The organism is Curtobacterium sp. MCSS17_008 (assembly GCF_003234185.1).
Lineage (GTDB): Bacteria > Actinomycetota > Actinomycetes > Actinomycetales > Microbacteriaceae > Curtobacterium.
Genome location: NZ_QKSM01000003.1, coordinates 166,769 through 188,948, shown reverse-complemented (window position 1 = coordinate 188,948; position 22,180 = coordinate 166,769). Strand labels below are relative to the sequence as shown.

General features: G+C 73.2%; 24 protein-coding genes and 1 tRNA gene. 8 read left to right on the top strand and 17 right to left on the bottom strand.

Annotated features, from left to right (window positions below):
- Positions 1-64 precede the first annotated feature (64 nt).
- Positions 65-535 carry a BLUF domain-containing protein gene (locus tag DEJ23_RS05280; RefSeq protein ID WP_111239204.1) on the bottom strand — a complete coding sequence of 157 codons (471 nt, stop codon included), beginning with the start codon at positions 533-535 and terminating at the stop codon, positions 65-67.
- A 186-nt stretch (positions 536-721) separates the two neighbouring features.
- Between DEJ23_RS05280 and DEJ23_RS05275 the strand changes: the two genes are divergently transcribed.
- Positions 722-2,116: a PepSY domain-containing protein gene (locus DEJ23_RS05275; RefSeq protein WP_111239203.1), complete on the top strand. Its 1,395-nt coding sequence runs from the start codon at positions 722-724 to the stop codon at positions 2,114-2,116.
- A 58-nt stretch (positions 2,117-2,174) separates the two neighbouring features.
- On the opposite strand, the gene hxlA is transcribed toward DEJ23_RS05275, so the two are convergent.
- Positions 2,175-2,813 carry a 3-hexulose-6-phosphate synthase gene (gene hxlA, locus DEJ23_RS05270; protein ID WP_111239310.1) on the bottom strand — a complete coding sequence of 213 codons (639 nt, stop codon included), beginning with the start codon at positions 2,811-2,813 and terminating at the stop codon, positions 2,175-2,177.
- 56 nt (positions 2,814-2,869) lie between these two features.
- On the bottom strand, positions 2,870-3,442 hold the full coding sequence (hxlB, locus tag DEJ23_RS05265; RefSeq protein WP_111239202.1) for a 6-phospho-3-hexuloisomerase: 573 nt from the start codon (positions 3,440-3,442) through the stop codon (positions 2,870-2,872).
- Between the two features lie 111 nt (positions 3,443-3,553).
- On the opposite strand from hxlB, the gene DEJ23_RS05260 reads away from it, so the two are divergent.
- Positions 3,554-4,381 carry a LuxR C-terminal-related transcriptional regulator gene (locus DEJ23_RS05260; protein WP_111239201.1) on the top strand — a complete coding sequence of 276 codons (828 nt, stop codon included), beginning with the start codon at positions 3,554-3,556 and terminating at the stop codon, positions 4,379-4,381.
- 6 nt (positions 4,382-4,387) lie between these two features.
- On the opposite strand, the gene DEJ23_RS05255 is transcribed toward DEJ23_RS05260, so the two are convergent.
- The 5 genes from DEJ23_RS05255 to DEJ23_RS05235 form a co-directional block, all read right to left on the bottom strand.
- Positions 4,388-4,918 (bottom strand): GNAT family N-acetyltransferase, encoded by a 531-nt coding sequence (locus tag DEJ23_RS05255; protein ID WP_111239309.1) that lies wholly within the window; start codon positions 4,916-4,918, stop codon positions 4,388-4,390.
- Between the two features lie 4 nt (positions 4,919-4,922).
- Positions 4,923-5,007 (bottom strand) — tRNA-Ser (locus DEJ23_RS05250).
- Positions 5,008-5,069: 62 nt separating this feature from the next.
- On the bottom strand, positions 5,070-5,951 hold the full coding sequence (locus tag DEJ23_RS05245) for an HAD family hydrolase (protein ID WP_111239200.1): 882 nt from the start codon (positions 5,949-5,951) through the stop codon (positions 5,070-5,072).
- Complete coding sequence (serS, locus tag DEJ23_RS05240; RefSeq protein WP_111239199.1) at positions 5,948-7,216, bottom strand: serine--tRNA ligase; 1,269 nt, start codon at positions 7,214-7,216, stop codon at positions 5,948-5,950. Before serS ends, DEJ23_RS05245 begins: the two co-directional genes overlap by 4 nt.
- An 86-nt stretch (positions 7,217-7,302) precedes the next feature.
- On the bottom strand, positions 7,303-7,764 hold the full coding sequence (locus DEJ23_RS05235; RefSeq protein ID WP_111239198.1) for a MarR family winged helix-turn-helix transcriptional regulator: 462 nt from the start codon (positions 7,762-7,764) through the stop codon (positions 7,303-7,305).
- Positions 7,765-7,825: 61 nt separating this feature from the next.
- On the opposite strand from DEJ23_RS05235, the gene DEJ23_RS05230 reads away from it, so the two are divergent.
- Complete coding sequence (locus DEJ23_RS05230; RefSeq protein WP_111239197.1) at positions 7,826-8,191, top strand: VOC family protein; 366 nt, start codon at positions 7,826-7,828, stop codon at positions 8,189-8,191.
- A gap of 46 nt (positions 8,192-8,237) precedes the next feature.
- A complete protein-coding gene (locus tag DEJ23_RS05225) occupies positions 8,238-9,320 on the top strand; it encodes a diacylglycerol kinase family protein (protein ID WP_111239308.1) in 1,083 nt (360 codons plus the stop codon).
- Between the two features lie 45 nt (positions 9,321-9,365).
- On the opposite strand, the gene pheA is transcribed toward DEJ23_RS05225, so the two are convergent.
- Genes pheA through DEJ23_RS15875 form a run of 4 tightly spaced genes read right to left on the bottom strand, consistent with a single transcriptional unit; the run spans position 9,366 to position 13,354 of the window.
- On the bottom strand, positions 9,366-10,322 hold the full coding sequence (pheA, locus tag DEJ23_RS05220; protein WP_111239196.1) for a prephenate dehydratase: 957 nt from the start codon (positions 10,320-10,322) through the stop codon (positions 9,366-9,368).
- Positions 10,323-10,382: 60 nt separating this feature from the next.
- A complete protein-coding gene (locus tag DEJ23_RS15995) occupies positions 10,383-11,411 on the bottom strand; it encodes a bifunctional helix-turn-helix transcriptional regulator/GNAT family N-acetyltransferase (RefSeq protein ID WP_309147073.1) in 1,029 nt (342 codons plus the stop codon).
- A gap of 9 nt (positions 11,412-11,420) precedes the next feature.
- Positions 11,421-11,876: a hypothetical protein gene (locus tag DEJ23_RS05205; protein WP_258375261.1), complete on the bottom strand. Its 456-nt coding sequence runs from the start codon at positions 11,874-11,876 to the stop codon at positions 11,421-11,423.
- Positions 11,873-13,354 carry a molybdopterin-dependent oxidoreductase gene (locus DEJ23_RS15875; protein ID WP_111239195.1) on the bottom strand — a complete coding sequence of 494 codons (1,482 nt, stop codon included), beginning with the start codon at positions 13,352-13,354 and terminating at the stop codon, positions 11,873-11,875. The genes DEJ23_RS05205 and DEJ23_RS15875 overlap by 4 nt, the downstream gene beginning before the upstream one ends.
- Positions 13,355-13,408: 54 nt before the next feature.
- Here DEJ23_RS15875 and DEJ23_RS05195 point away from each other — a divergent pair, with 54 nt between their 5' ends.
- The 3 genes from DEJ23_RS05195 to DEJ23_RS05185 are packed head-to-tail and all read left to right on the top strand — an operon-like array spanning position 13,409 to position 16,174.
- On the top strand, positions 13,409-14,842 hold the full coding sequence (locus DEJ23_RS05195) for a glycosyltransferase 87 family protein (protein WP_111239194.1): 1,434 nt from the start codon (positions 13,409-13,411) through the stop codon (positions 14,840-14,842).
- 10 nt (positions 14,843-14,852) lie between these two features.
- A complete protein-coding gene (moaA, locus tag DEJ23_RS05190) occupies positions 14,853-15,932 on the top strand; it encodes a GTP 3',8-cyclase MoaA (RefSeq protein ID WP_375342262.1) in 1,080 nt (359 codons plus the stop codon).
- Between the two features lie 11 nt (positions 15,933-15,943).
- Entirely contained in the window at positions 15,944-16,174 is a 231-nt protein-coding gene (locus DEJ23_RS05185) for a MoaD/ThiS family protein (protein ID WP_220034195.1), read from the top strand.
- A gap of 1 nt (position 16,175) precedes the next feature.
- On the opposite strand, the gene DEJ23_RS05180 is transcribed toward DEJ23_RS05185, so the two are convergent.
- The 5 genes from DEJ23_RS05180 to DEJ23_RS05160 are packed head-to-tail and all read right to left on the bottom strand — an operon-like array spanning position 16,176 to position 20,412.
- Positions 16,176-17,204 (bottom strand): ABC transporter ATP-binding protein, encoded by a 1,029-nt coding sequence (locus DEJ23_RS05180; RefSeq protein ID WP_220034189.1) that lies wholly within the window; start codon positions 17,202-17,204, stop codon positions 16,176-16,178.
- Positions 17,201-18,094, bottom strand: a complete 894-nt coding sequence (locus DEJ23_RS05175; RefSeq protein ID WP_258375257.1) for an ABC transporter permease — start codon at positions 18,092-18,094, stop codon at positions 17,201-17,203. Before DEJ23_RS05175 ends, DEJ23_RS05180 begins: the two co-directional genes overlap by 4 nt.
- Positions 18,094-18,912, bottom strand: a complete 819-nt coding sequence (gene modA, locus DEJ23_RS05170; protein WP_258375256.1) for a molybdate ABC transporter substrate-binding protein — start codon at positions 18,910-18,912, stop codon at positions 18,094-18,096. Before modA ends, DEJ23_RS05175 begins: the two co-directional genes overlap by 1 nt.
- A gap of 25 nt (positions 18,913-18,937) precedes the next feature.
- Positions 18,938-20,002, bottom strand: coding sequence for a HesA/MoeB/ThiF family protein (locus DEJ23_RS05165; protein WP_111239192.1), 1,065 nt, complete (start codon positions 20,000-20,002; stop codon positions 18,938-18,940).
- Positions 19,999-20,412 (bottom strand): molybdopterin-binding protein, encoded by a 414-nt coding sequence (locus DEJ23_RS05160; RefSeq protein ID WP_111239191.1) that lies wholly within the window; start codon positions 20,410-20,412, stop codon positions 19,999-20,001. The genes DEJ23_RS05165 and DEJ23_RS05160 overlap by 4 nt, the downstream gene beginning before the upstream one ends.
- A 91-nt stretch (positions 20,413-20,503) precedes the next feature.
- Here DEJ23_RS05160 and DEJ23_RS05155 point away from each other — a divergent pair, with 91 nt between their 5' ends.
- Positions 20,504-22,159 carry a glycosyltransferase family 39 protein gene (locus tag DEJ23_RS05155; protein ID WP_181429124.1) on the top strand — a complete coding sequence of 552 codons (1,656 nt, stop codon included), beginning with the start codon at positions 20,504-20,506 and terminating at the stop codon, positions 22,157-22,159.
- Positions 22,160-22,180 lie beyond the last annotated feature (21 nt).

The window sequence follows — 22,180 nt, the reverse complement described above, 5'->3', positions numbered from 1 at the left end:
CGGACGGGAGGCACGGTGCGGACCTGCACCGTGCCTCCAGTCCGAGGGTGGTCCCGCCTCGTCGCTACGCGGCGTGACGGGCCAGGGTCATCCGCTCCTCGGGGACGTCCTGCAGGTCGCGTCCGCGGAACCAGCGGAGCAGCCAGTCGGCCGGCGACCCGGTGAGGCCGCTCGGCAGGCCGGAGCGCTCGGTGAGGAAGGTGCTGAAGCCGGGCTCCTCGCGGACCTCGTCGTCCGAGGGGTTGCCGAACGCCATCGACCAGCCGTCGAAGCGGCGTTCGCCGATGTCCTCGCGGGAGAGCGACTTCACGTCGCGGTGCCGCGGGTCGCGCTCGATGGCGGCGTAGCGGTCCTCGACGCTCCACGCCGGTCCTTCGAGCACCTGCATGAAGCGACCACCCTTGGCGAGCAGCAGACCCGAGACCCCGAGCGCGTCGTTGCGCAGGCGGGCCTCGCGGAGCATCGCGACCAGTTGGTCGTCGGTCATCTCGTCGACGGCGACGGACATGTACACGAGTGAGGTGAGTTGCGTCATCGTCGCCAGTCTCGGTCCTGCCCCCGAACGGGGTCAACGCGGTCGTCCGCACACCGCGAGGAAGTGCGGTCCGCGGACGGACACGCCGTTCAGGTCGGCGCGGACACCGCCCTCTACATCTTGTAGAGTCGGGGGTCGTGCGGCACGGTGTCGCGCCCGACCGTCGACGACAGGACCCGTGCCCCGATGCCCAGCACCGCCACGCCGCCGTCACGGGGCTGGTTCACCCAGCTCCTGCTCCGCCTGCACTTCACCGCCGGGCTGTTCGTCGGCCCGTTCATCCTGGTCGCCGCGCTCTCCGGTGCCCTGTACGCGCTCGCGCCGACGATCGAGCAGGGCCTGTACCGGCACGAGTTGACGGCGCCCTCGTCCGCAGCGGCACTCCCCCTCGCCGACCAGGTCGCAGCCGCCGAGCGCTACGTCGCCGAGCACCACCCGGACGACACCGTCGCCGAGGTCCGCCCGGCTCCTTCGCCCGGCACCACGACGCGCGTGATGTTCACCGAGGAGGGCCTCCTCGAGTCCCAGACCCGTGCGGTGTTCGTCGATCCCGGTGACGCCGCGGTGCGCGGCGACCTGCCGGTGTACGGCACGTCGGGCTCACTCCCCTTCCGCACCTGGATCAGCACCGTGCACCGCAGCCTGCTCCTCGGCGACGTCGGACGGCTCTACAGCGAGACGGCTGCCTCGTGGCTCGGCATCGTGTCGCTCGCCGGCATCGGGCTGTGGGCGTTCCGCCTCCGCCGGGCACGACGCGGGCGCGACCTCGTGCTGCCGGACAACCGCGTGACCGGGTACCGACGCACGTTCTCGTGGCACGCCGCGACCGGCGCGTGGGTACTGCTCGGCGCGCTGTTCCTGTCCGCGACCGGCATCACGTGGTCGCACTTCGCGGGCGACAACGTCACGGCGCTCCGGTCGGCGCTCAGCTGGCAGGCCCCGACGGTCGACACCGCGCTCGACGGCTCATCGTCGACGTCGAGCGGCGAGCACGCGGGGCACCACGGCGGCGGCTCGATGACGTCAGGCTCCGCGACGACGACGCCGGAGCAGTTCGACGAGGTCCTGGCCGTCGCGCGCGACTCCGATCTGCACGCGGCCGAGGTCCGGATCCGCCCACCGGCGACGGCCGACACGGCCTGGATCGTCGAGGAGATCAAGCTCAGCTGGCCGGTCGCGATGAACGCCGTCGCGGTCGATCCGAGCACGATGACCGCGGTGTCCGAGGTCACCTGGGCCGACTACCCGCTCATGGCGAAGGCCGCCAAGCTCGGCATCAACGCGCACATGGGGGCGCTGTTCGGGCTGGCGAACCAGGCCGTGCTGCTCCTGGCGGCGCTCGGGATCGCGGCGATGGTCGTGTTCGGGTACGTCATGTGGTGGCAGCGGCGGGCGCCCGGTGCGCGCGTCGGTCGCGCTCCGGCGTCCGGTGCGCTGGCGCGCGCACCCCGGTGGGGCACCGCTGCGGTGGTCGTCGTCGCCGTCGGCCTCGCGCTGCTGCTGCCCGTCGTCGGGGTCACCCTGCTCGGGTTCCTGCTCGTCGACGCACTGGTCACCACGTTCGGTCGCCGCACCCGGTGACGGCCGGGAGGCGCGGTGCCGGCTGGCACCGCGCCTCCCGGCCGTCGCGTGGTGCGGATCAGGCGGAGGCCGGCTCCGAGATCGCGTCGCGCAGTGCGGACGCAGCAGCGGCCACGTCGTCGGCGCTGTAGATCGCGCTGCCGGCGACCGCGATGCGGGCACCGGATGCCTGCACGGCCTCGATCGTGTCGGTGGTGATCCCGCCGGCGACCGAGAACGGCACGCCGGAGGCCTCGCCGTCGCGCAGGAGCGTCTCGAACGTGAAGCCCTCCTCGGCCTGCTCGTCGAGGCCGGCGTGCATCTCGACGAAGTCGGCGCCGAGCGCGACGACCTCCTTCGCGCGGGCGACCTTGTCCGGCACGCCGATCAGGTCGACGACGATGCCCTTGCCGTGGGCCTTCGCGGCCTTGACCGCACCGGCGATGGTGGAGTCACCGGCGACGCCGAGCACGGTCACCAGGTCGGCGCCGGCGGAGAACGCGATGTCGGCCTCGAGCTCGCCGGCGTCCATCGTCTTGAGGTCGGCGAAGACGACCTTGTCCGGGTGCGCCTCCTTGATCGCGGTGATCGCGGAGAGGCCCGCGCTCTTGATCAGCGGGGTGCCGAGCTCGATGACGTCGACGTACGGCGCGGCCTTGCCGGCGAGCTCGAGGGCGTCCTCGGTGGTCAGGGTGTCCATGGCGAACTGGAGCTGCATGGTGGTGTCCTTCCGGTGGTGGTTCGTGGGGGTCTCGATGGCCGTCTCGCTCGGCGTCACTCGAGGTTCGCGTGCCGCGGCCACAGGTCGTCGGCGGAGTGGCCGCTGCGCTGCCAGAGCGCGTGGAACAGGGCGTCCCCGAGCAGCGCGACGCCCTGCTCGAACAGGCTGCCGGCGTACTGTGCCGAGGCCGTGCCCGAGCGGTCCGTCTTGGTCGCAGCGGGGAGCACGAGGGTCGCGTCCGCGAGCTCGGACAGCGGGGAGTCGTCCGTCGTGCTCACGGCGAGCACCTGCGCGCCGACCTCGGACGCGGTCCGGGCAGCCTGCACGATGCCGCCCGTCGTGCCCGAGCCGCTCGCGACGAGCAGCAGGTCGCCCTGCCGGATCGCGGGGGTCGTGACCTCGCCGACGACGTGCACGTCGAGCCCGAGGTGCATGAGGCGCATCGCGGTCATCCGGAGCGCGAGACCCGATCGACCGGCACCGTGCACGAAGACGCGCTCGGCACCGGACATCAGGTCGAGGGCACGCTCGAACGGCGCCTGGTCGGCACCGCGGACGGTCGCGATCAGGTCCTGGAGCTCGTCGCCGATCAGCTCGAGGGTGTCAGCGGTCGTCGTGGTGGCCATGACGACGATGCTCCTCGTGCCTCGCCGCGCGCGCCGCTGCCCACCCAGGCGGTCTTCCCGCCCGATCGGGTGGGACCATCCGTCCGGGTGGGACGGGTAGGTTCGGTCACCGTGGGAACGGGAGCGGACGAACCAGCCAGCCGGATCGCTGCGTCGGAGCACGCCCGGACCGTCGCAGAGCAGGCGGACCGCCACGCCCTGACGCTCGAGTCGGTGCTCGCCGCGCTGCGGTCCACCCGCTTGTCGGACGCCGCCGCCCGCGCCGAGGCGGTGGAGATCGCCTCGGCAGCACTCGTCGAGCTCCGCACCGTGACCGACCGCCAGCGGGACACCCTGCTCGAGCCCGTCACGGGCGCGTTCTCACGGCTCCGCGCCGACCTCCGCCCGCTCGTCCGGTTCGGGGACCTCGACGTGCAGTTCGTCGAGCCGCCGGCGACCGGCAGGGCACTGCCCGGGGACGTCGCGCACAGCGCCCGGGCGATCGTCCGCACGGCCGTGCTCGCCCTGGTGGACGACGGCGCCGCCCGCCGGGTCCGGATCCAGTGGGACTGCGACGGGCGCAACCTGCTCATGCAGCTGCGGGACGACGGCGCCGGCACCCTCGACACCCACGACGACGCTGTCCGGCCGATCGCCGAACGTGTCGTCGCCCTCGACGGCACGATGCACGTCGACTCCACACCGGGGTGGGGATCGACGCTCGACATCTCGCTGCCCCTCGACCCCGCGCCCGGAGCGGTGGACCTGCCCGAGGACACCGGGCTGACCGAGCGGGAGCGCGACGTGCTGCGGCTCGTGGTGACCGGCGTCGGCAACCGGGAGATCGCCGAGGGTCTCGGCATCAGCCCGAACACGGTGAAGTACCACGTGGCGAACCTGCTCCGGAAGCACGGGGCCCGCACCCGCGCGGAGCTCGCCGCCCTCGGCGCCCGCCCCTGAACCCGTTCAGGCTTCGGGCGTGAGCACCTGGAACATGACGTGGTCGCGCCACTCGCCCGCGATGCGGATGTACCGCGGCGCGAAGCCGTAGCGCGCGAAGCCGTTGCGCTCGAGCGCTCGCTGTGACGCGGTGTTCTCGGGCAGGGTCTCCGCCTGCACCCGGTGCAGCCCGAGCTCCCGGAACGCGTGCTCCACCGCGAGCCCGACGGCCCTGGTGGCGTGCCCCTGGCGGGTGCGGTCGCCGCGCACCCAGTAGCCGAGCGCACAGGACTGCAACGCGCCGCGGGCCACCCCGCTCAGGGTGATCCGCCCGAGCATCTCGTCGTCGTCCCCCACGATGACGAAGGGCACCGACGCGCCGGTCGCCGCCGACGCCAACGCGGCACCGAGCGTGGCGCGCTGCCCCGCCTCGGTGAAGTACGCGGGCGGACGCGTCGGCTCCCACGGCCGCAGGTGGTCGGCGCTGGCGCTGACGACCGCGGCGAGCTCGGCGGCGTCCGCGAGGTCGACCAGGCGGATTCGGGTGCCGGCGCTCATGGTGCGGAGGGTGTGGGATTCGAACCCACGAGACATTGCTGCCCACCTGTTTTCAAGACAGGCTCCATCGGCCGCTCGGACAACCCTCCATGACGCGACCACGTGGCGAGACGTGACCGCGTCCCGGGAAGTCTACCGGGCCTCCCGGCCGTCAGCGCGGGAGCGTGCCGAGCGCGGCCGCCAGGCCGTCGTCGGTGACCCCGCCGGTCAGCTCGTTGCCGGCCTCGACGACGTCCTCCGGGGCCTGCCCCATGACGACGCCGCGGCCGGAGGTCGACGCCCACCGCAGCATGTCGATGTCGTTCCGGCCGTCGCCCGCGGCGAGCACCCGCGAGCGTGGGATGTCGAGCCACTCGCGCACGCGCTCCATTGCGGTGGCCTTCGTCACGCCCTCGGGAGCGATGTCGAGCCAGGACGTCCAGCCGACCGAGTACGACACCTTGTGCAGGCCCATGCGCTCGACGACCTGCAGGAAGTCCTCGGTGTCGTGGCCCGGCGAGATGACGACGACACGGGTGGCCTCGACGCCGAGCAGCCGCTCGAACGGCACGTGCTCGCCGGCGACGGTCATGGTGTCGTCGGGGAAGTTCCCGGACAGCAGGAAGTGGCCGGTCTCGTCCTCGACGCCGAACGCGGCGTTGGCGAGCGCGCCGTGGATGGTCTGCAGGACCTCGGTCGGGTCGAAGCGCTCGACGTGCACGCGCTCGTAGGACCCGTCCTCTCGGCGTGCGAGGGTGAGCGCACCGTTGGCGCAGACGAGGTACTTCGGCCGGATGCCCAGCGTCGCCAGCAGCGGGACGGTCATGCCCTCGCTGCGGCCGGTGGAGAGCATGACCTCGTGCCCGGCGGCCTCAGCGTCACGGACCGCCTCGACCACGGTCTCGGTGATGACCCCGTCCTCGCGCATCGTGGTGCCGTCGACGTCGAGCGCGACGAGCCACCGCTTCGTGCGTGCGGGCGCGCCAGTCGGACCGGTCGAGCCCGACCCGCCGCCCTGCGCCGATCCCTCGACGAACCGCTCGTGCGCGCTCATCGGGGCTCGATGACCTCGACGCCGCCCAGGTACGGCCGCAGGACCTCGGGCACGACCACCGACCCGTCGGCCTGCTGGTGCGTCTCGAGGATCGCGACGATCCAGCGCGTCGTGGCGAGCGTGCCGTTGAGGGTCGCCACCGGGGCGGTCTTGCCGCTCTCGGTGCGGTACCGGGTGTCCAGGCGACGGGCCTGGAACGTGGTGCAGTTCGAGGTCGACGTCAGCTCGCGGAAGGTGCCCTGCGTCGGGACCCAGGCCTCGATGTCGTACTTGCGTGCGGCGCTCGTGCCGAGGTCGCCGCCGGCGACGTCGATGACGCGGTAGTGCAGCCCGAGGTCCTGCATCATCGACTCCTGCATGGCGACGAGGCGCTGGTGCTCCGCCTCGGCCTGCTCGGGGAGCACGTACGAGAACATCTCGAGCTTGTTGAACTGGTGCACGCGGAGGATGCCGCGGTTGTCCTTGCCCGCCGATCCGGCCTCGCGTCGGTAGCAGGTCGACCAGCCGGCGTAGCGGATCGGGTCACCCGAGTCGTCGAAGGACAGGATCTCGGCGGCGTGGAACCCGGCGAGGGCGACCTCGCTCGTGCCGGTCAGGTACAGGTCGTCGGCCTCGAGCCGGTAGACCTCGGCAGCGTGCTCGCCGAGGAAGCCGGTGCCCGCCATCGTCTCCGGACGCACGAGCGTCGGGGTGATGAGCGGCTCGAACCCGTGCTCGACGGCGCGGTCGAGGCCGAGGTTCATGAGCGCGATCTCGAGCCGGGCACCCAGGCCACGGAGGAAGTAGAAGCGCGACCCGGAGACCTTGACACCCCGCGGGATGTCGATGATGCCGAGGTGCTCGCCGAGGTCGGCGTGGTCCTTCGGCTCGAAGTCGAACTCGGGCTTGGTGCCCACGGTGCGGAGCGTGACGAAGTCGTCCTCGCCGCCCTTCGGCACGTCGGGCAGCACGACGTTCGGGATCGCGCGGACGACGCGGTCGAAGGTCTCCTCGGCCGCGGTCACCTCGGCCTGGGCGTCCTTCACCTTCGCGGCGAGCGCCTGCGCCTGCTGCACGAGCGCGGGCTTCTCGTCCTTCGGGGCCTTCGCGACGGTCTTGCCGAAGGCGTTCTGCTCGGCACGGAGCGCCTCGAACGACGTGATCGCAGCGCGTCGGGCCGCGTCCGCGGCCACGGCGTCGTCGACGACGGAGACGGAGGCGCCGCGCGCCTCCTGCGAGGCCTTGATGACGTCAGGGTTGTCGCGCAGGAGCTGCAGATCGATCACCGGATCATCCTAGCCAGCGCCGGTTGCGGGGCCGCCGTCCGACGGACGGGAGGCGCGGTGCAGACCTGCCCCGCGCCTCCCGTCCGTCAGTCGGTCGCGTCCGCGGACGGCTCGTCACGCAGGGCGGCGACCATGCTGCGGAGCAGGCGGAAGGCCGCTGCGCGGCCCTCGTCGTCGAGGCCGCGGGTCATCCGCAGCTCGACCTCGCGCACAGCGGCGCTCGCCTGCTCGCGCTGACGCCGTCCCGCCGCCGTGAGCGTGGTGGGGAGCACCTTGCCCGTCGTCGGGGCGGACGGTCTGCTGACGATCCCGTCGCGTTCGAGCTGCTGCAGGAGCGTGTTCATCGACTGCCGGGTGACGAACGTGCCGCGGGCGAGCTCCGAGTTGGACAGCCCGGGGCGCTGCGCCAGGAGCTCGAGGCACGAGTAGTGCGTGACGGTCATCCCGAACGGGCGGAGCGCGTCCTCCATGGCGGCGCGCAGGGCACTCGCTGCCTCCTTGAGGACGTACCCGACGGAGCTGTCGAGGTCGATGCGGTCTTGACGCATGTCAGAAGTCTGACATAGGTTGCTCCGTGTCAGGAGCCTGACACACAGACAGGAGCACGCCATGTCCGCCACCGGGATCGACTTCACCTCGCTGCAGGTCAGCGACCTCACCGCCTCGCAGGCGTTCTACGAGCGGTACCTCGGACTCGTCCGCTCGCCCGCCGGACCGCCGCACGCCGTGGTCTTCCAGACCGAGCCGATCGCGTTCGCCCTGCGCGACCTCGTGCCCGGCACCGACCTCGCCGCCGGTCAGCCGGCCCTGGGCGTCGCGCTCTGGTTCCACGCCACCGACGTCCAGGAGGTGCACGACGCACTCGTCACCGATGGGCACACGATCGTCACGGCGCCGTTCGACGGTCCCTTCGGACGCACGTTCACGTTCGCCGACCCGGACGGGTACCACGTGACGCTGCACGACCGACGCTGACGTGATGCCCGTCCGCTCGCAGGCTCCGGTCGGTAACGTCAGGACCATGTCGACACCATCGGAGACCGCGCCCGCGGACCAGGACGCCCTCCCGACCGAGCAGAGGACGGCCGCGGTCGTCTACAACCCGGTCAAGGTGCACCTGGAGACCCTCAAGAGCACCGTCGCGAAGCACCAGCAGGAGGCCGGCTGGGCCGAGACCCTGTGGTTCGAGACCACGGAGGAGGACCCGGGCGGCGGCATGGCGAAGGCCGCGCTCGAGGCGGGAGCCGACGTCGTGGCTGCGGCCGGCGGCGACGGCACCGTCCGCGCGGTGGCCGAGGTCGTGCACGGGTCCGACGCCGCGCTGGCCCTGCTGCCGAGCGGTACGGGCAACCTGCTCGCCCGGAACATCCCCGCCCCGATCGACGACCTCGGTGCCAGCGCCCACACGATCTTCCACGGGGAGGACCGGGCCATCGACTTCGGCGAGCTCGAGGTCGAACGCCCGGGCGGTGAGCGCGAGCAGTTCGGCTTCGTCGTCATGGCCGGCCTCGGGCTCGACGCGCGGATGCTCGTGAACACGAACGACGACCTGAAGAAGAAGGTCGGTTGGTTGGCCTACGTCGACTCGCTCTTCCGCTCGGTGCGCGACGCCGACGCGTTCGAGTTCCGGTACCGACTCGACGGTGACAGCAACCACTCCGCCCGCGCGCACTCGTTGATCGTCGGGAACTGCGGCATGCTGCAGGCCGGCGCGACCCTGCTGCCCGATGCCGAGATCGACGACGGTGTCTTCGACATCGTCGTCATGCGACCGCACGGCTTCTTCGGGTGGGTCCGGATCGGTGCACGGGTGTTCTGGGAGAACGCGATCCTGCGCTCGTTCCGCCGGTCCAGGGCCGGACAGACCGAGGTCGGGAAGCGCATCGCGACGAAGGCCCGCGAAGAACGCCCGCTGCGGTACATCCGCGGTCAGGAGTTCGTGGCGCGACTCGAGCGTCCGGACGAGTTCGAGATCGACGGCGACCCGGTCGGCGAGGTCGTGGCGTTCAAGGCCAGGATCGACGCCGGCGGCCTGCGCGTGCGCGTCGCCGGCCCGCAGGACCAGACCCGCAACACGCGCAGGGTCGAGAACGCGCACAGCTGACGGGAGGGCGCTCCCCGGCAGCAGGACGCGGGGAAGCGCCCTCGCTCAGTCCGCGTCGGGCTCGCCGGACACGATCGCGCGGAGCCAGTCCCGCGCCTCGACGAACGCCTCGTCGGAGTACCGCGCGGAGACCTCGGGGCGGAAGCCGTCCGCCCGCGGGTACGACCCGAGGAAGGTCACGCGCGGGCTGAACCGCCGCAGGCCGAGCAGGGCGTCGGCCACGCGCTCGTCGTGGACGTGCCCGTCGAGGTCGATGACGAACCGGTACCGACCGAGCTCGTCGCCGATCGGCCGCGAGGACAGCAGCCCCATGTTGATGCCCCGCGTCGCGAACTGCTCGAGCATGTCGACCAGGGCGCCGGGGTGGTCGGCGGGCAGTTCCACGATGACGCTCGTCTTGTCCGCGCCGGTGCGCTCCGGGATCGCGAGCGTGCGGGAGACGAGCACGAACCGGGTGACCGCCGACGCGTTGTCGCCGATCGACGACGCCAGCACCACCAGGTCGTGGTGGTCGGTGATGCCGGGCGGGGCCACCGCGGCGTCGGCGACCGGGTGCTCGTCGAGCAGGGCGGTCGCGGCCGCGACGTTCGACGGGGCCGGGATGTGCCCGTGCCCGCGCAGGTTCGTCTCGAGCCACCGGTGCGTCTGTGCGTACGCGACCGGGTGGGCGTTGACGGTCCGGACGTCCGCCAGCATCGTGCCGTGCCGGGCGACGAGCACGAAGTCGACGGGGACCAGGTACTCCCCCACGATCCGGACGCCGGGGATCCGCGCGAGGGCGTCCTGCGTGGCACTGACCCCGCCGTCGACGCTGTTCTCGATCGCGATGACGGCCCCCACCGAGCGCCCGCTCACGACGTCGTCGAGCGCTTCGCCCACGTTGTTGACGCTCCGCCAGGGCTTGCCCGCGGCGGCCTCGACGAGCTTGAGCGCCGCCTCGGTGAAGGTGCCGGCGGGTCCGAGGTAGGAGTAGGTGTCGGACGGCGTGGCACGGTCGGTCATGCGCCGAGCCTACTGGTGTACCAGTGCCTCCCGGTGTGCCGGTGCCACCGGTCCGGGAGCTCAGAACCGGACGAGCATCGTGTCCGAGTCGCCGTTCCGGCCGACCGTCCGGAAGCCGACCCGCTCGTACAGGATCCGCGCCCCGGTGTTGCCGTCCTCGACGCTGAGGCTCACGCCGCCCCACCCGGCCGTGCGACCGGCGTCGAGCAGCCGCGTCAGCAGCGCCGTACCGATCCCCCGTCCCCGACCCCGGGACTCGACGGCCAGCGTCAGCTCGGGGACGTCCTCGGCCACGAACCCGTACCCCGGGTCGTCGGCCGGCAGGAACCGCACCCAGGCGACGCCCACCGGCCCCTCGCCGTCGACCGCGACGACGCCGTGGTCGCGCGCCGGGTCGAACCCCGCGAAGTAGTGCGCGAACTCGGGGCGGTCGAGGTCGGCGTCGGTGAAGCCCTCGGCGTGCCAGTTCATCGCGGCGAGCGTCGCGTGCCGGAGCAGCACGGTGTCGTCCACGGTGGCGGCACGGAACAGCACCCCCACGGGACCGGGGTCGGCAGACCCGGTCAGGCGTTCCTCGCACAGCACCTGGTCGTCCTCGTCGCGCGGGTACGTGAGCGCGGCGAACCGTCCCTCGGGATCGAGCCGTCCCAGCAGCGCGCGGGTGATGCCGTCGAGCTGCCCGACCTGCTCGTCGGTCAGGGCGTCGATGACGAACCGGCGGGCGGTGCGCACGTGGTCGGGTGCTGCGGCGACGATCGCGGCGTACCCGTCGTCGGTGAGCCGGACGTCGGTGGCCCGGCGGTCGTCGACGGAGGGGCACCGCGTCACGAGACCGCGCTTCTCGAGCCGCGACACCACGTGCGACAGCCGTGGCAGCGACGCGTTGGTGGCCGAGGCGAGCGCCGACATCCGGAGCGTCCGTGACTCGGTCTCGGACAGCATCGCGATCACCATGTAGTCGAAGTGCGTGAGGTCGGCGTCGCGCTGCAGCTGCTGGTCGAGCGCTGCGGGCAGGAGCTCCATGACGGCGACGAGCTTCATCCAGGCCCGCAGCTGGTCGCGTGTGAGCCAGGGCGTCTCGTCCGTCATGCCCTCATGCTAGCCATTGGTTGTCGATGCAACCAGTGGCCTCCGGGCTCGACGAGCGCGGACCACGCCGACGACGAGCGTGACCACGACGACGGCGACCAGCACCCCCTCGACCACGACCAGCCGTGTGGTGTAGTCGAACGGCAGCACGGTCGGGTTCTGTCGCCCGTGGTCCTTCGCGGCGATCTCCGGCAGCACGACGAGCGCGAGCACGGTCCCGAGCACGACCGCGGTCTGCACGACGACGAGCACCCCGGTGCCGAGCCTCCGCCCGGTCCGGCGGAGCAGGAGCCCCGCGCCCACGACGAACGGCGAGAGCACCGCGTCGTGCAGCACGACCGCGGCGAGCAGCCACGTCGCGAGCCCCCAGATCCGGTTCGGCCGGACGGTCGTGACGAGCACGTACGCCCCGAAGGCCATGACGAGCACACCCAGCACGACGAGCACGATCCTCACGGCCCTCATCGGATCACCTCGATCTTCCCGATCCACTTCGTCTGCAGCACGCCCGGTCGTCCGGGCGCGATGACCCGGGCCGGGAACCCGTGGTCGAGGTCGAGCGTCTGTCCGTTGACCTCGAGCGCCACGAGCGTCGTCGGATCGGCCGCGTACTCCGGCCCCATCTCGGTGACCCGGTAGCTGCCACTCTTCTCGAGGCTCGTGATCCGCAACGGCGACGCCGGATCGGCCTGCACCGACGCGAGCAGGTCCCGCATCCGCACCCCCCGCCACGTCGCCGTCTGGCTCCATCCCTCGACGCACGAGATCGGCAGGTCGGCGGTGGCCGAACCGAGCGCGACGAGCTCGGCCCGCGAGAACGTCCGCGTGACGTCCGGACCGACGACGGTGAGGGTCCAGTCGGCGGCGGTCGCGGTCGCGAGGACCTGCGCGGCCCGCGCCGTGCGGTTCACGGGCAGGTCCTGCGGCCCGACGTGCCGCTGCCGGGCACCGAAGACGTTGAGCGGTTCGAGCAGTCGGTTCGACTGCCCGGCGGTGAGCGCCACCACGCCGACCGTCGCAGCGGTCACGCCAGCGACGAACCCGCGCCGAGCGATCCGCTGGCGCGGTCCCGAGTCGGGGGCCGCCGGACGGGAGGCGCGCCCCGCCTCCGCCCCGACGGCTCCGTCCCCGAGCTCCGCGTCCCGCGACCCGTCGCGCGCCGCGGACCCCGGGTCCGGTCGCTCAGCCCGAGACCCGGGAGCGCCCGCCGGCGCAGCCGGCGCAGCCGGCGCAGCCGGCGCAGCCGGCGCAGCCGGCGCAGCCGGCGCAGCCGGCGCAGCCGGCGCAGCCGGGCCGTCGACCCACCGCAGCAGGCGGCCGGTCAGGCCGCCGGGGTACGAGCCGGGCGTCTCCTCGGCCGCAGCGCGGGTGCCCACCGCGGGGCGGGCCTCCCCACCGTCCGGCAGCAGCTCGCTGCCCGACGACGGGTCGGCGACGAACCGGCCCTCCGCGTCGTAGGCGTCCCGCGCCCGCCAGTACCGCGTGATCACCGGCAGCTTCGCCCCGACGTGCACGACGAGCGACCCGATGATCACGTACGCCATCGCGTTGTGCACCTGGCGGAACGGGAAGGGCCACGGGTACCACTGGTACGTGTTGAGCAGACCGGTGCCGACCTGCACGATCGACGCCGACACGAGCACGGCGATCGACAGCCGCTCGAGCAGGTGCAGGAACCCGCGCACCGGCGGCACCTGGGCCAAGGCGGGCATGACGACGTTCAGCTTGGCGAGCAGCAACGGGATGATCGCGATGCCCGCGGTGACGTGCAGGCCCTGGGTGAACTGGTAGAGCTGCGTCGGCCGGGTCGGGAACCGCATCCACGGCAGCGGTTCCTGCAGCAGGTGGCTGTACACGCCCGTGCCGAAGCAGACGACGAACGCGACGCCGAGCAGCCGACCCCACACGACCGCCGAGCGGGCGTTCCGGTTGGACGACGCCATCGCGGCCCGGGCGTCCAGCAGCAGACGCCGCGCGATCGGTAGCCTCGGGTCACCATGAGCAGTCGACCGCGCGCCGCCACCGTCCCGACGTCCGCGATCGTGTCGACCGTCCTGTCCGTCGTCGGCGTGCTGGCGCTGTCGGGCGTCATCGCCTTCGGCATCACGCATCTGGGGTTCCTCCGTGCCGGTCATCGTGCACCATTCGTTGCGTGGACGCTCATCGCTTGGGCGGTCTTCGCCGGAGCCGTCCTCGCGCTGCGCTTCGTGCCCCGCGAGTGGATGACCCGGATCGTCCTCGGCGGTGCGGTCGTGGTCGGGGTCGCGGCGCTCGCCGGTCCGCCGAACACCAGCACCGACTCTGCCCGGTACGCCTGGGACGGCATCGTGCAGCACGCCGGCATCTCGCCGTACGCGCACACGCCGCAGTCCGGGGCACTGTCCGGTCTGCGCCCCGACTGGCTGTTCCCGGACAAGATCGACGGCACGTGCGAGCCCCTCGAACCGCGGATGCGGGGGTTGGGTGACGGGGCGGACGGGCACTGCGTCGCGATCAACCGGCCGGACGTCACCACGATCTACCCGCCGATGGCGCAACTGTGGTTCGCCGGGGTCCGCGCCTTCGTCCCCGCCACGGCCCAGTACATGCCGTTCCAGGTGGCGGGGCTCCTCGTGTCGCTCGGTGTCACGGTCGGCCTGGTGCTGGTGCTCCGCCGGATCGGGCGCCCGACCTGGTGGGCGGCGCTGTGGGCGTGGTCCCCGCTCGTCGCGTCCGAGGCGGTCACGAACTCGCACGTCGACGTCGTCGGTGCCGCGCTCGCCACCGCGGGGGTCGTGCTCGTCGCCTTCGGCCGGCCGGTCTGGGGCGGCATCGCCCTCGGCGCGGCGACGGCCACGAAGCTCATCCCCGCGATCGTGTACCCACCGCTGTTCGGGCGCTGGCGGTACTGGTGGGCGATCCCGGTCGGCGTCGCCGTGTTCGCGCTGCTCTACGTGCCGTACGTCATCACGACGGGCGTGAAGGTGCTCGGCTACCTGCCCGGCTACCTGTCCGAGGAGGGCTACGAGGACGGGTCCCGCTTCGCCCTCGTCTCCCTGGTGTTCCCCGGCGACGCCGCGACGGTCGTGGTCGGGCTCGTCGTGCTCCTCGCCGCCGTGGTCGCCTGGCGCCTGGCCGACCCGGCACGGCCGTGGTCTGCCGAGGTGCTGATGATCGGCGTGACCTTCCTCGCCGTGACCCCGCGGTACCCGTGGTACGCGCTGCTCCTCATCCCGTTCGTCGTGCTCTCCGGCCGGTGGGAGTGGATGGCGTTGAACCTCGCGATCGCCCTGCGCGGCGTCTGGCCGTCGGCCCCGGCGTACCGGTGGTGGTTGCTCGCCGCGGTGGCCGTCATCCTGGTCGTCACGCTCGTCCGCACCCGCCGCGAGGACTGGCTGCGCTGGGGACGACGGCTCGATCCCCGCAGACCACGGACCGTCGACGCGAGGTAGCATCGGCCGGGTGACGGCGCGGATCCTGCCCTCGACCGGCCTGCTGCGCCGGGTGCGCAGCGAGTCGCCGGCGCTGCCGCCGCGGCCGGGTGACGACCCCGGCCTGGTCGACCGCTTCGCCCGACGCGCCGTCGACCTGCGCGTCTCGCTCACCGAGCGCTGCAACCTCCGCTGCACCTACTGCATGCCGGCCGAGGGCCTGCCGGTGATCCCGTCGGACGCCCTCATGACGGCGGAGGAGATCGACCGGCTGGTCGGGCTCGCCGCCGGCACGCTCGGCGTCCGCAAGGTCCGCTTCACCGGGGGCGAACCGCTCCTGCGCGCCGACCTCGTCGACATCGTCCGCCGCTGCTCGGCGCATGACGTCGAGCTCTCGATCACCACGAACGCGATCGGACTGGCGAACCGGGCACAGGCCCTTGCGGACGCGGGCCTGCGTCGCGTCAACGTCTCCCTCGACACCGTCGATCCCGACGTCTTCGCCGAGGTGACCCGTCGCCCCTTCCTCGACCGCGTGCTCGAGGGCATCGCGGCCGCCGCCGATGCCGGGCTCGGTGTGAAGGTGAACGCCGTGCTGCTGCGCGGCGTGAACGACCACCTGGCGGTCGACCTGCTCGCCTGGTGCCTCGAGCGCGGCCACGAGCTCCGGTTCATCGAGCAGATGCCGCTCGACCCGGGCCACGCCTGGGACGGCGCGACGATGGTCACCGCCGAGGAGACCCGCGCGCTGCTCGGTGAGCACTACCTGCTCGAGCCGGACGCGGCCCCGCGTGACGGCGCCCCGGCAGAGCGGTACCGGGTGCGGTCGTTCGACGGCGGGCCGCTCGGCACGGTCGGGGTGATCGCGAGCATCACCGAGTCGTTCTGCGCCGACTGCACCCGGACGCGCCTGACCGCCGAGGGACACGTCCGGTCCTGCCTGTTCTCGGACGACGAGGTCGACCTGCTCGGGCCCCTGCGCGCCGGCGCTCCGGACGACGTCCTGCTCGACACGTGGCGCCGCGCCATGTGGGCGAAGCCGCGCGACCACGGCGACGACGCGGACGGGATCGTCCACCCGGCCCGCGGCATGAGCGCGATCGGAGGATGACCGTGACGACGATGCGGTTCTTCGCGGCGGCCCGGGCGGCCGTCGGACAGGACGAGACCGCGGTGGAGGCGACGACGCTCGACGAGGCCCTGCGGAGCGTCCCGGCGGCCGACCCGGACCGCTGGACGGCGCTGCAGGAGCGGTGCTCCTACCTGGTCGACGGCGTGACGACCCGCGACCGGTCGACGACGCTCGACGGTGTCCACACGGTCGACGTCATGCCGCCCTTCGCGGGCGGCTAGGTCAGGTGCCCGCGGGTTCGTAGACGCTGACCTCGTCCGGGCCGACGACGACCCGGACGGTCGCGCCCGGCTCCAGCCCGAGTCCCGCGGCCGTCGCCACGGTGACGTCGGCCACCAGGTCACCAGCACGCACGCGGACCAGCCCGTCACGCGGCTCGACCGAGGTGACCCTGCGCACGAGTCCGGTGCCGTCCCGCCGGAGGCGCACGGCCGTCGGGTGCAGCGCCGCCACGGCTGACAGGCCGGGAGGCACGGAGTGCGCTCGGGATGCCAGCTCGCCACCGCCGTCGGGAGCGATCCCGGTCGCGGTGGCGGTCCCCGGGACGAGCACGAGTCCCGAGAACGACGCCGAGAACGGCGTGCGCGGGCGTCGGAGCACGACGTCGGTCGTTCCCTCCTCGACCACCCGCCCGTCCTGCAGCACGACCACCCGGTCCGCCAGGGCGACGGCCTCGAGCGGGTCGTGCGTGACGAGGAGCGTCGGCCGGCCGGCCCGGGCCGTCCGCAGTGCATCGCGGACCTCGGCGCGCGCGTCGACGTCGAGGGCCGAGGTCGGCTCGTCGAGGAGCAGCAGCGCCGGGTCGGTGGCGAGCGCGCGGGCGGTCGCCACCCGTTGCGCCTGCCCGCCCGACAGCGTGCTCGGCGACCGGCCGGCCAGGGCAGACGCGCCGACCGCGGCGAGGGCCGCGGCGGAGCGCTGCCGTGCCTCCCGTCCGCTCGCACCCGTGGCCCGCGGACCGAAGGCGACGTTGCCGGCGACCGTCCGGTGCGCGAACAGGTCGGGGCGCTGCGCGACCAGGCCGACCCTGCGTCGGTGGGTCGGCACTGCCGTGAGGTCCCGGCCGGCGAGCTGAACGCTGCCGCCGCGGGTGCGGAGGAGACCGGCGAGGGCCTCGACCACGGTGGACTTGCCGGCACCGTTCGGGCCGACGAGGGCGACGCACTCGTCCGCGCCGATCTCCAGACGGACGTCGACGCCGCGCTCGGGCACGACGAGGTGGGCCCGGAGCCCCCGGTCCGCCGCACTCACGCGACCACCGAACGCGTCCGCAGGGTCGTCGTGCCGATGACGACCAGGGCGACCACGACGAGGACCAGCGCCAGGGCGACGGCCGTGTCCGGATCGACCTCGCGCTGCAGGTACACCTCGAGCGGGAGCGTCCGCGTGACGCCCTGCAGGCTGCCGGCGAAGGTCAGCGTCGCGCCGAACTCACCGAGCGCCCGCGCTCCGCACAGCACGAGTCCGGCCGTGATCCCCGGGAGCACGCGCGGTGTCGTCACCGTGAGGAGGGTGCGGGTCGGCCCGGCCCCCAGCGTCGCGGCGATGCGTTCGGCGCGGTCACCTCCGCTGCGGAGCGATCCCTCGATCGACGACACGAGGAACGGCATCGACACGAAGACCTGCGCCATGACCACCGCCGTCGTGGTGAACGCGATGCGGAGGCCGTGCTCGTCGAGGAACGCCCCGAGCACACCGAGTCGGCCGTACGCCGCCAGCAGTGCGAGGCCACCGACGACCGGCGGCAGGACGAGCGGCAGCAGGACGAGCGCGCGGAGCACCCCCACCCAGCGCGAGGTCGAGCGGGCGAAGAGCACGGCGAGCGGGTAGCCGAGGGCGAAGGAGAGCCCGGTCGCAGCGGCCGCGGTCCCGAGGCTCAGTCCCAGGGCGGTCGTCGAGGCCGGCGAGGTGACGAGAGCGACGAACGACGACCAGTCGACCCGGCCGGTCATCGCGAGCACGGGCACGACGACGAACAGGCCGCCGACCACCGCCGGCACGGGCAGCCACCACGGCACCGGGGTACGCCGGTGCGCCGCGGAGGGCCGGCGTGCGGACCGCTGCCCGGTCGGCGCGGTCTGTCCGGTCGGCGCGGTCTGCCCGGTCGGCGCGATCTGCCCGGTCGACTCGGTCTGCATCATCAGGGCGCACCGAACCCGGCGTCGGTGAGCACCTGCCGACCGGCGTCGGAGCGGACGTACGCGGCGAACGACGCCGCGAGCCCCGGGTTCGTCGACCCCTGCAGGACACCGATCGGGTACGTGTTGACGGCCTCCGTGGACTCCTCGAAGCGGACGCCGTCGACCCTCCCGCCGGAACCGGCGACGTCGGTGACGTAGACCAGGCCGGCGTCCGCCTGGCCCGACGCCACCTTGCCGAGGACGTCGGCGACGGACTGCTCCTCGCTGACGGGACGCAGGGTCACCCCGGCGGCACGCTCGACCGCATCGGCGGCGGCGCCGCACGGCACGGGGGACGCGCACGTGACGAGCTGCACGTCGGACGACGCCAGGTCGCGCAGGTCCTCGATGCCCTCCGGGTTCCCCGGCGCGACCGCGATCTCGAGCGTGTTCGTGGCGAAGTCCCTCGGCCACCCGGTCGCGAGGTCGGCGCCCGTGAGCTCCGCCATGGTCGCCTCGTCCGCCGACGCGAACACGTCGGCCGGGGCCCCGTTGCGGATCTGCGAGACGAGGTCGCTCGAACCTGCGAACGAGAAGGTGATCGTCGTGCCCGGGTGCTCCTGCTCGTACCGCTCGCCCAGCTCCGTGAAGGTGCGCTGGAGCGAGGCGGCGGCGAACACGGTGATCGAGCCGGTCGGGGCGGAGGAGCCGGTGGCGCTGCCCGTGCTGCTGCCTCTCCCCGCGCCTGCGCCCGCGCCCGGCGATGACGAGCAGGCGGACGTCGCCAGTGCGGCGATGACGACCGCGGTGACGGCAGCGGAGCGCAGGAGCGTCTTCACGCTGCGATCCTAGCCGCAGGTGCGGTCAGGCGGTGGTCGAGAGGCCTTCCCGACGCCACGCGGTGATCCCGCCGTCCAGCACGCTCACCGGCGGCGCGTCGTCCGGACGCTCCGCCATCACGCGCCGCGCCCACGCCGTGGCCCGCCCGCCGGAGGCACAGACGACGACGAGCTCGGCGTCGTCGGTCTCCTGCCCGGGCACCCGGGAACCCGGGATGACGCCGGTCGCCAGTTCCTCCTCCGTGCGGACGTCGACCATGACGACCGGGCGACGGTCGTCGCCGAGCCACCGCGCCAGCTCGGCAGGGGCGACCCGGGGCGGTCCGGCCGCCGGTGCCGCGGGACGGATCGAACCCGAGCCACGGCGGAGCGGACTCTCGGTCCACCGCCACCGCCGCGCGTCGACCGTGAGCACCCGACCGGTCAGGGGTTCGCCGAGCCCGGCCACGAGGGCGGTGACCTGCGCCGCCATCACCGCGCCGACCGCCCCGCAGAGCGCCGGCAGGACCCCGTCGGCGGCGCAGGAGCCCTCGTCCGGCAGCGGCTCCGGGTGCAGGTCGTGGAAGTCGACGGGCTCCGGCGCGGCGTCGTGGAACACCGAGACCTGGCCGTCGTAGCCGAGGGCGGTCCCCCACACGAACGGCACACCCTCCTCGGCGCAGGCGTCCGAGACGGCGCGGGTCACCTCGACGCTGTCCGCGGCGTCGACCACCACGTCGTGCCCGGCCACGTGCTCGGGGCGGAACCGCTCGACGAGGGCGACGACCTCGACGACCGGGTCGACGGCGCGGACGCGCGCCGCGGCGCACTCGGCCTTCGGTCGGCCGACGTCCGCCGCGGCGAAGAGGGTCTGGCGGGCGAGGTTGGACGTGTCGACGACGTCGTGGTCGACGATCGTGATCCGTCCGAGGCCGGACCCGGCCAGGTAGGTCAGCACGGGCGCGCCGAGGCCGCCGGCGCCGACGACGAGCACCCGGGCCGTGGCCAGGGCGTCGAGGGCGGGCTGTCCGGCACCGTCCAGCGCGGCGGTGCGCGAGGTGGTGCGACGCCGGGTCTCCAGCGCCGACGGGTCCTGACCGCCGCTGGTCACCGTGCACGCTCCGGCTGCTCGGGGACCTCCACGGTGACCATCGTGGCCTTCACGGACGCGACCGCCACGGACCCGACCTCGAGCCCGAGGTCGCGGACCGCCTCGGCCGTCATGAGCGACACCACGCGGTTCGGTCCGGCCTGCAGCTCGACCTGCGCGACGACACCCTCGACGACGAGCTCGGTGACGATCCCCACGAACCGGTTCCGTGCGGAGCTCCTGACCCCCGACGGGTCCTCGAGCCCGGCGTCCCGACCGCGGACGTACGCCGCCAGGTCGCGGCCCTCGACCACGGTGCGCCCGGCGGCGTCCTCGGACCGGGGAAGGGTGCCGGCATCCACCAGGCGCCGGACGGTGTCGTCGCTGACGCCCAGGTAGCGCGCGGCGTCGCGGATGCGGAGTGTCGTCATGGTGTCCGTGACCCTACGGCATGGCGAACTCTCACGGACGCTGGGGCGTGCGCCGGGTACCCGTCCAGCCGGGCCCGCTAGCGTCACCAGGGTGACTGCACCACAGACCGGTACCATCCGCGTCCCCGCCTCCACGCGGGTCGCGCCGGTCCGGAGCCGTCTGCGGTCTGCCTCCACGGCTGTGCGGCTCGCCGCGGTCCGCACCCCGGAACTCACCGTCGGCGCGTTCGGCGTCGTCACCGGAGCGCTCTTCGCCTGGGTGCCGTCGATCTGGTACGACGAAGCCGCGACCGTCACGAGCGCCCAGCGGAGCTGGCCACAGCTGTGGGCCGAGCTGCAGAACGTCGACGCCGTGCACGGCCTGTACTACGCACTGATGCACGCGTGGTTCTGGCTCGTGGGCTACACGCCGTTCACCCTGCGCTTCCCGAGCGCGCTCGCCATCGGCGTCGCCGCCGGTCTGGTCGTCGCACTCGGCCGCCGCGTGGGCGGCCGTCGACTGGGGGTCACCGCGGGCCTGGTCTTCCTCGCCCTGCCCCGTGTCCAGTGGGCGGGGTCCGAGGGCCGCCCCTACGCGACCATCACCGCACTGGCCGTCGCCCTGACGCTCGTCGGCATGACCGCCGTCCGACGGACCCGATCCGGCCCGAGCCTGCGGTGGTGGGTGGCCTACGGCGCACTGGCGCTGGTCGCGGTCAGCCTGAACGTCTACCTGTCGCTGGCCGTCGTCGCCCACGCGGTGACCCTGGCATGGACGCTCCTCGCCCAGCGGCGGGCCGGGCGCTCGGCACCGTCCGACCGAGGCCCCGTCGACCGTGCCCCGCTCGTCACGCGAGCCGTCCTCGTCCGCTGGGCCGTCGCCGCCGGAGCCGCCGCCGTCGTCGTCTCGCCGCTCGTGCTCGAGGTGATGGCGCAGTCGAAGCAGGTCGCGTGGATCTCCGGCATCGGCGACCGCACGTTCGCACAGGTCTTCTCCACCGCCTGGTTCGGTGGTGTCGACGCGTACGCCGCGGTCGCGTGGACGCTCATCGTCGCCGGCGTCGCCACAGCCCTGGTCGCCGCACACCGACGCTCCCCCACCGTGCGCTCGCTCCTCCGCGCACAGGCCGTCCGCGTCGCCCTGCCGCTGGCGGTGCTGCCCACCGGCGTGCTCCTCACGGTCACCGCACTCGGCAAGCACCTGTACTCGCCGAAGTACGCGTCGCTGAGCCTGCCGTTCGTCGCGCTCCTCATCGCCCTCGCGATCACCCTGGTCCGACCGCGCGCCGTCATCGCCGCCGTCCTCGCGCTCTTCCTCGTGATGAGCGTGCCGAGCGCGATCGACGTCAAGACCCCGAGGTCGAAGCAGGAGTCGACCTGGGCGAACGCCGCGTCGATCATCGCCGCGGAGCGCGGACAGCACTCCGGCGCGAACGAGGGCGTGGTGTTCGGCAGCGTCTACGGCCACCCCGGAGCGACCGCGGAGATCATCCGTGTGTCCTACCCCTGGGCTTTCACCGGCCTGACCGACCTGGGCATGCGGAAGAACGCCGCCGAGTCGGGCGTGCTCTGGAACCAGAACGGCGACCTGTCGAGCACGATCCCTGCCCGCCTCGGTGACATCGACACGGTCTGGTTCGTCGGGGGGACGCCGAAGGCACGGAACATCCAGCCGGAGACGGCGTCGGTCCTGGCCGAGCGGGGCTTCCACGTCGAACAGCGGTGGAAGACCGGACGGGTCGTCATCACCGAGTTCGTCCGCGACTGACGCCCGGCGTCCGCTCTCCTG

Coding starts and splice junctions, on each gene's coding strand:
- DEJ23_RS05280 (WP_111239204.1), bottom strand. CDS start 535: ATGACGCAACTCACCTCACTCGTGTACATGTCCGTCGCCGTCGACGAG.
- DEJ23_RS05275 (WP_111239203.1), top strand. CDS start 722: ATGCCCAGCACCGCCACGCCGCCGTCACGGGGCTGGTTCACCCAGCTC.
- hxlA (WP_111239310.1), bottom strand. CDS start 2,813: ATGCAGCTCCAGTTCGCCATGGACACCCTGACCACCGAGGACGCCCTC.
- hxlB (WP_111239202.1), bottom strand. CDS start 3,442: ATGGCCACCACGACGACCGCTGACACCCTCGAGCTGATCGGCGACGAG.
- DEJ23_RS05255 (WP_111239309.1), bottom strand. CDS start 4,918: ATGAGCGCCGGCACCCGAATCCGCCTGGTCGACCTCGCGGACGCCGCC.
- DEJ23_RS05245 (WP_111239200.1), bottom strand. CDS start 5,951: ATGAGCGCGCACGAGCGGTTCGTCGAGGGATCGGCGCAGGGCGGCGGG.
- DEJ23_RS05235 (WP_111239198.1), bottom strand. CDS start 7,764: ATGCGTCAAGACCGCATCGACCTCGACAGCTCCGTCGGGTACGTCCTC.
- DEJ23_RS05230 (WP_111239197.1), top strand. CDS start 7,826: ATGTCCGCCACCGGGATCGACTTCACCTCGCTGCAGGTCAGCGACCTC.
- DEJ23_RS05225 (WP_111239308.1), top strand. CDS start 8,238: ATGTCGACACCATCGGAGACCGCGCCCGCGGACCAGGACGCCCTCCCG.
- pheA (WP_111239196.1), bottom strand. CDS start 10,322: ATGACCGACCGTGCCACGCCGTCCGACACCTACTCCTACCTCGGACCC.
- DEJ23_RS15995 (WP_309147073.1), bottom strand. CDS start 11,411: ATGACGGACGAGACGCCCTGGCTCACACGCGACCAGCTGCGGGCCTGG.
- DEJ23_RS05205 (WP_258375261.1), bottom strand. CDS start 11,876: ATGAGGGCCGTGAGGATCGTGCTCGTCGTGCTGGGTGTGCTCGTCATG.
- DEJ23_RS15875 (WP_111239195.1), bottom strand. CDS start 13,354: ATGGCGTCGTCCAACCGGAACGCCCGCTCGGCGGTCGTGTGGGGTCGG.
- DEJ23_RS05195 (WP_111239194.1), top strand. CDS start 13,409: ATGAGCAGTCGACCGCGCGCCGCCACCGTCCCGACGTCCGCGATCGTG.
- DEJ23_RS05185 (WP_220034195.1), top strand. CDS start 15,944: ATGCGGTTCTTCGCGGCGGCCCGGGCGGCCGTCGGACAGGACGAGACC.
- DEJ23_RS05175 (WP_258375257.1), bottom strand. CDS start 18,094: ATGATGCAGACCGAGTCGACCGGGCAGATCGCGCCGACCGGGCAGACC.
- DEJ23_RS05160 (WP_111239191.1), bottom strand. CDS start 20,412: ATGACGACACTCCGCATCCGCGACGCCGCGCGCTACCTGGGCGTCAGC.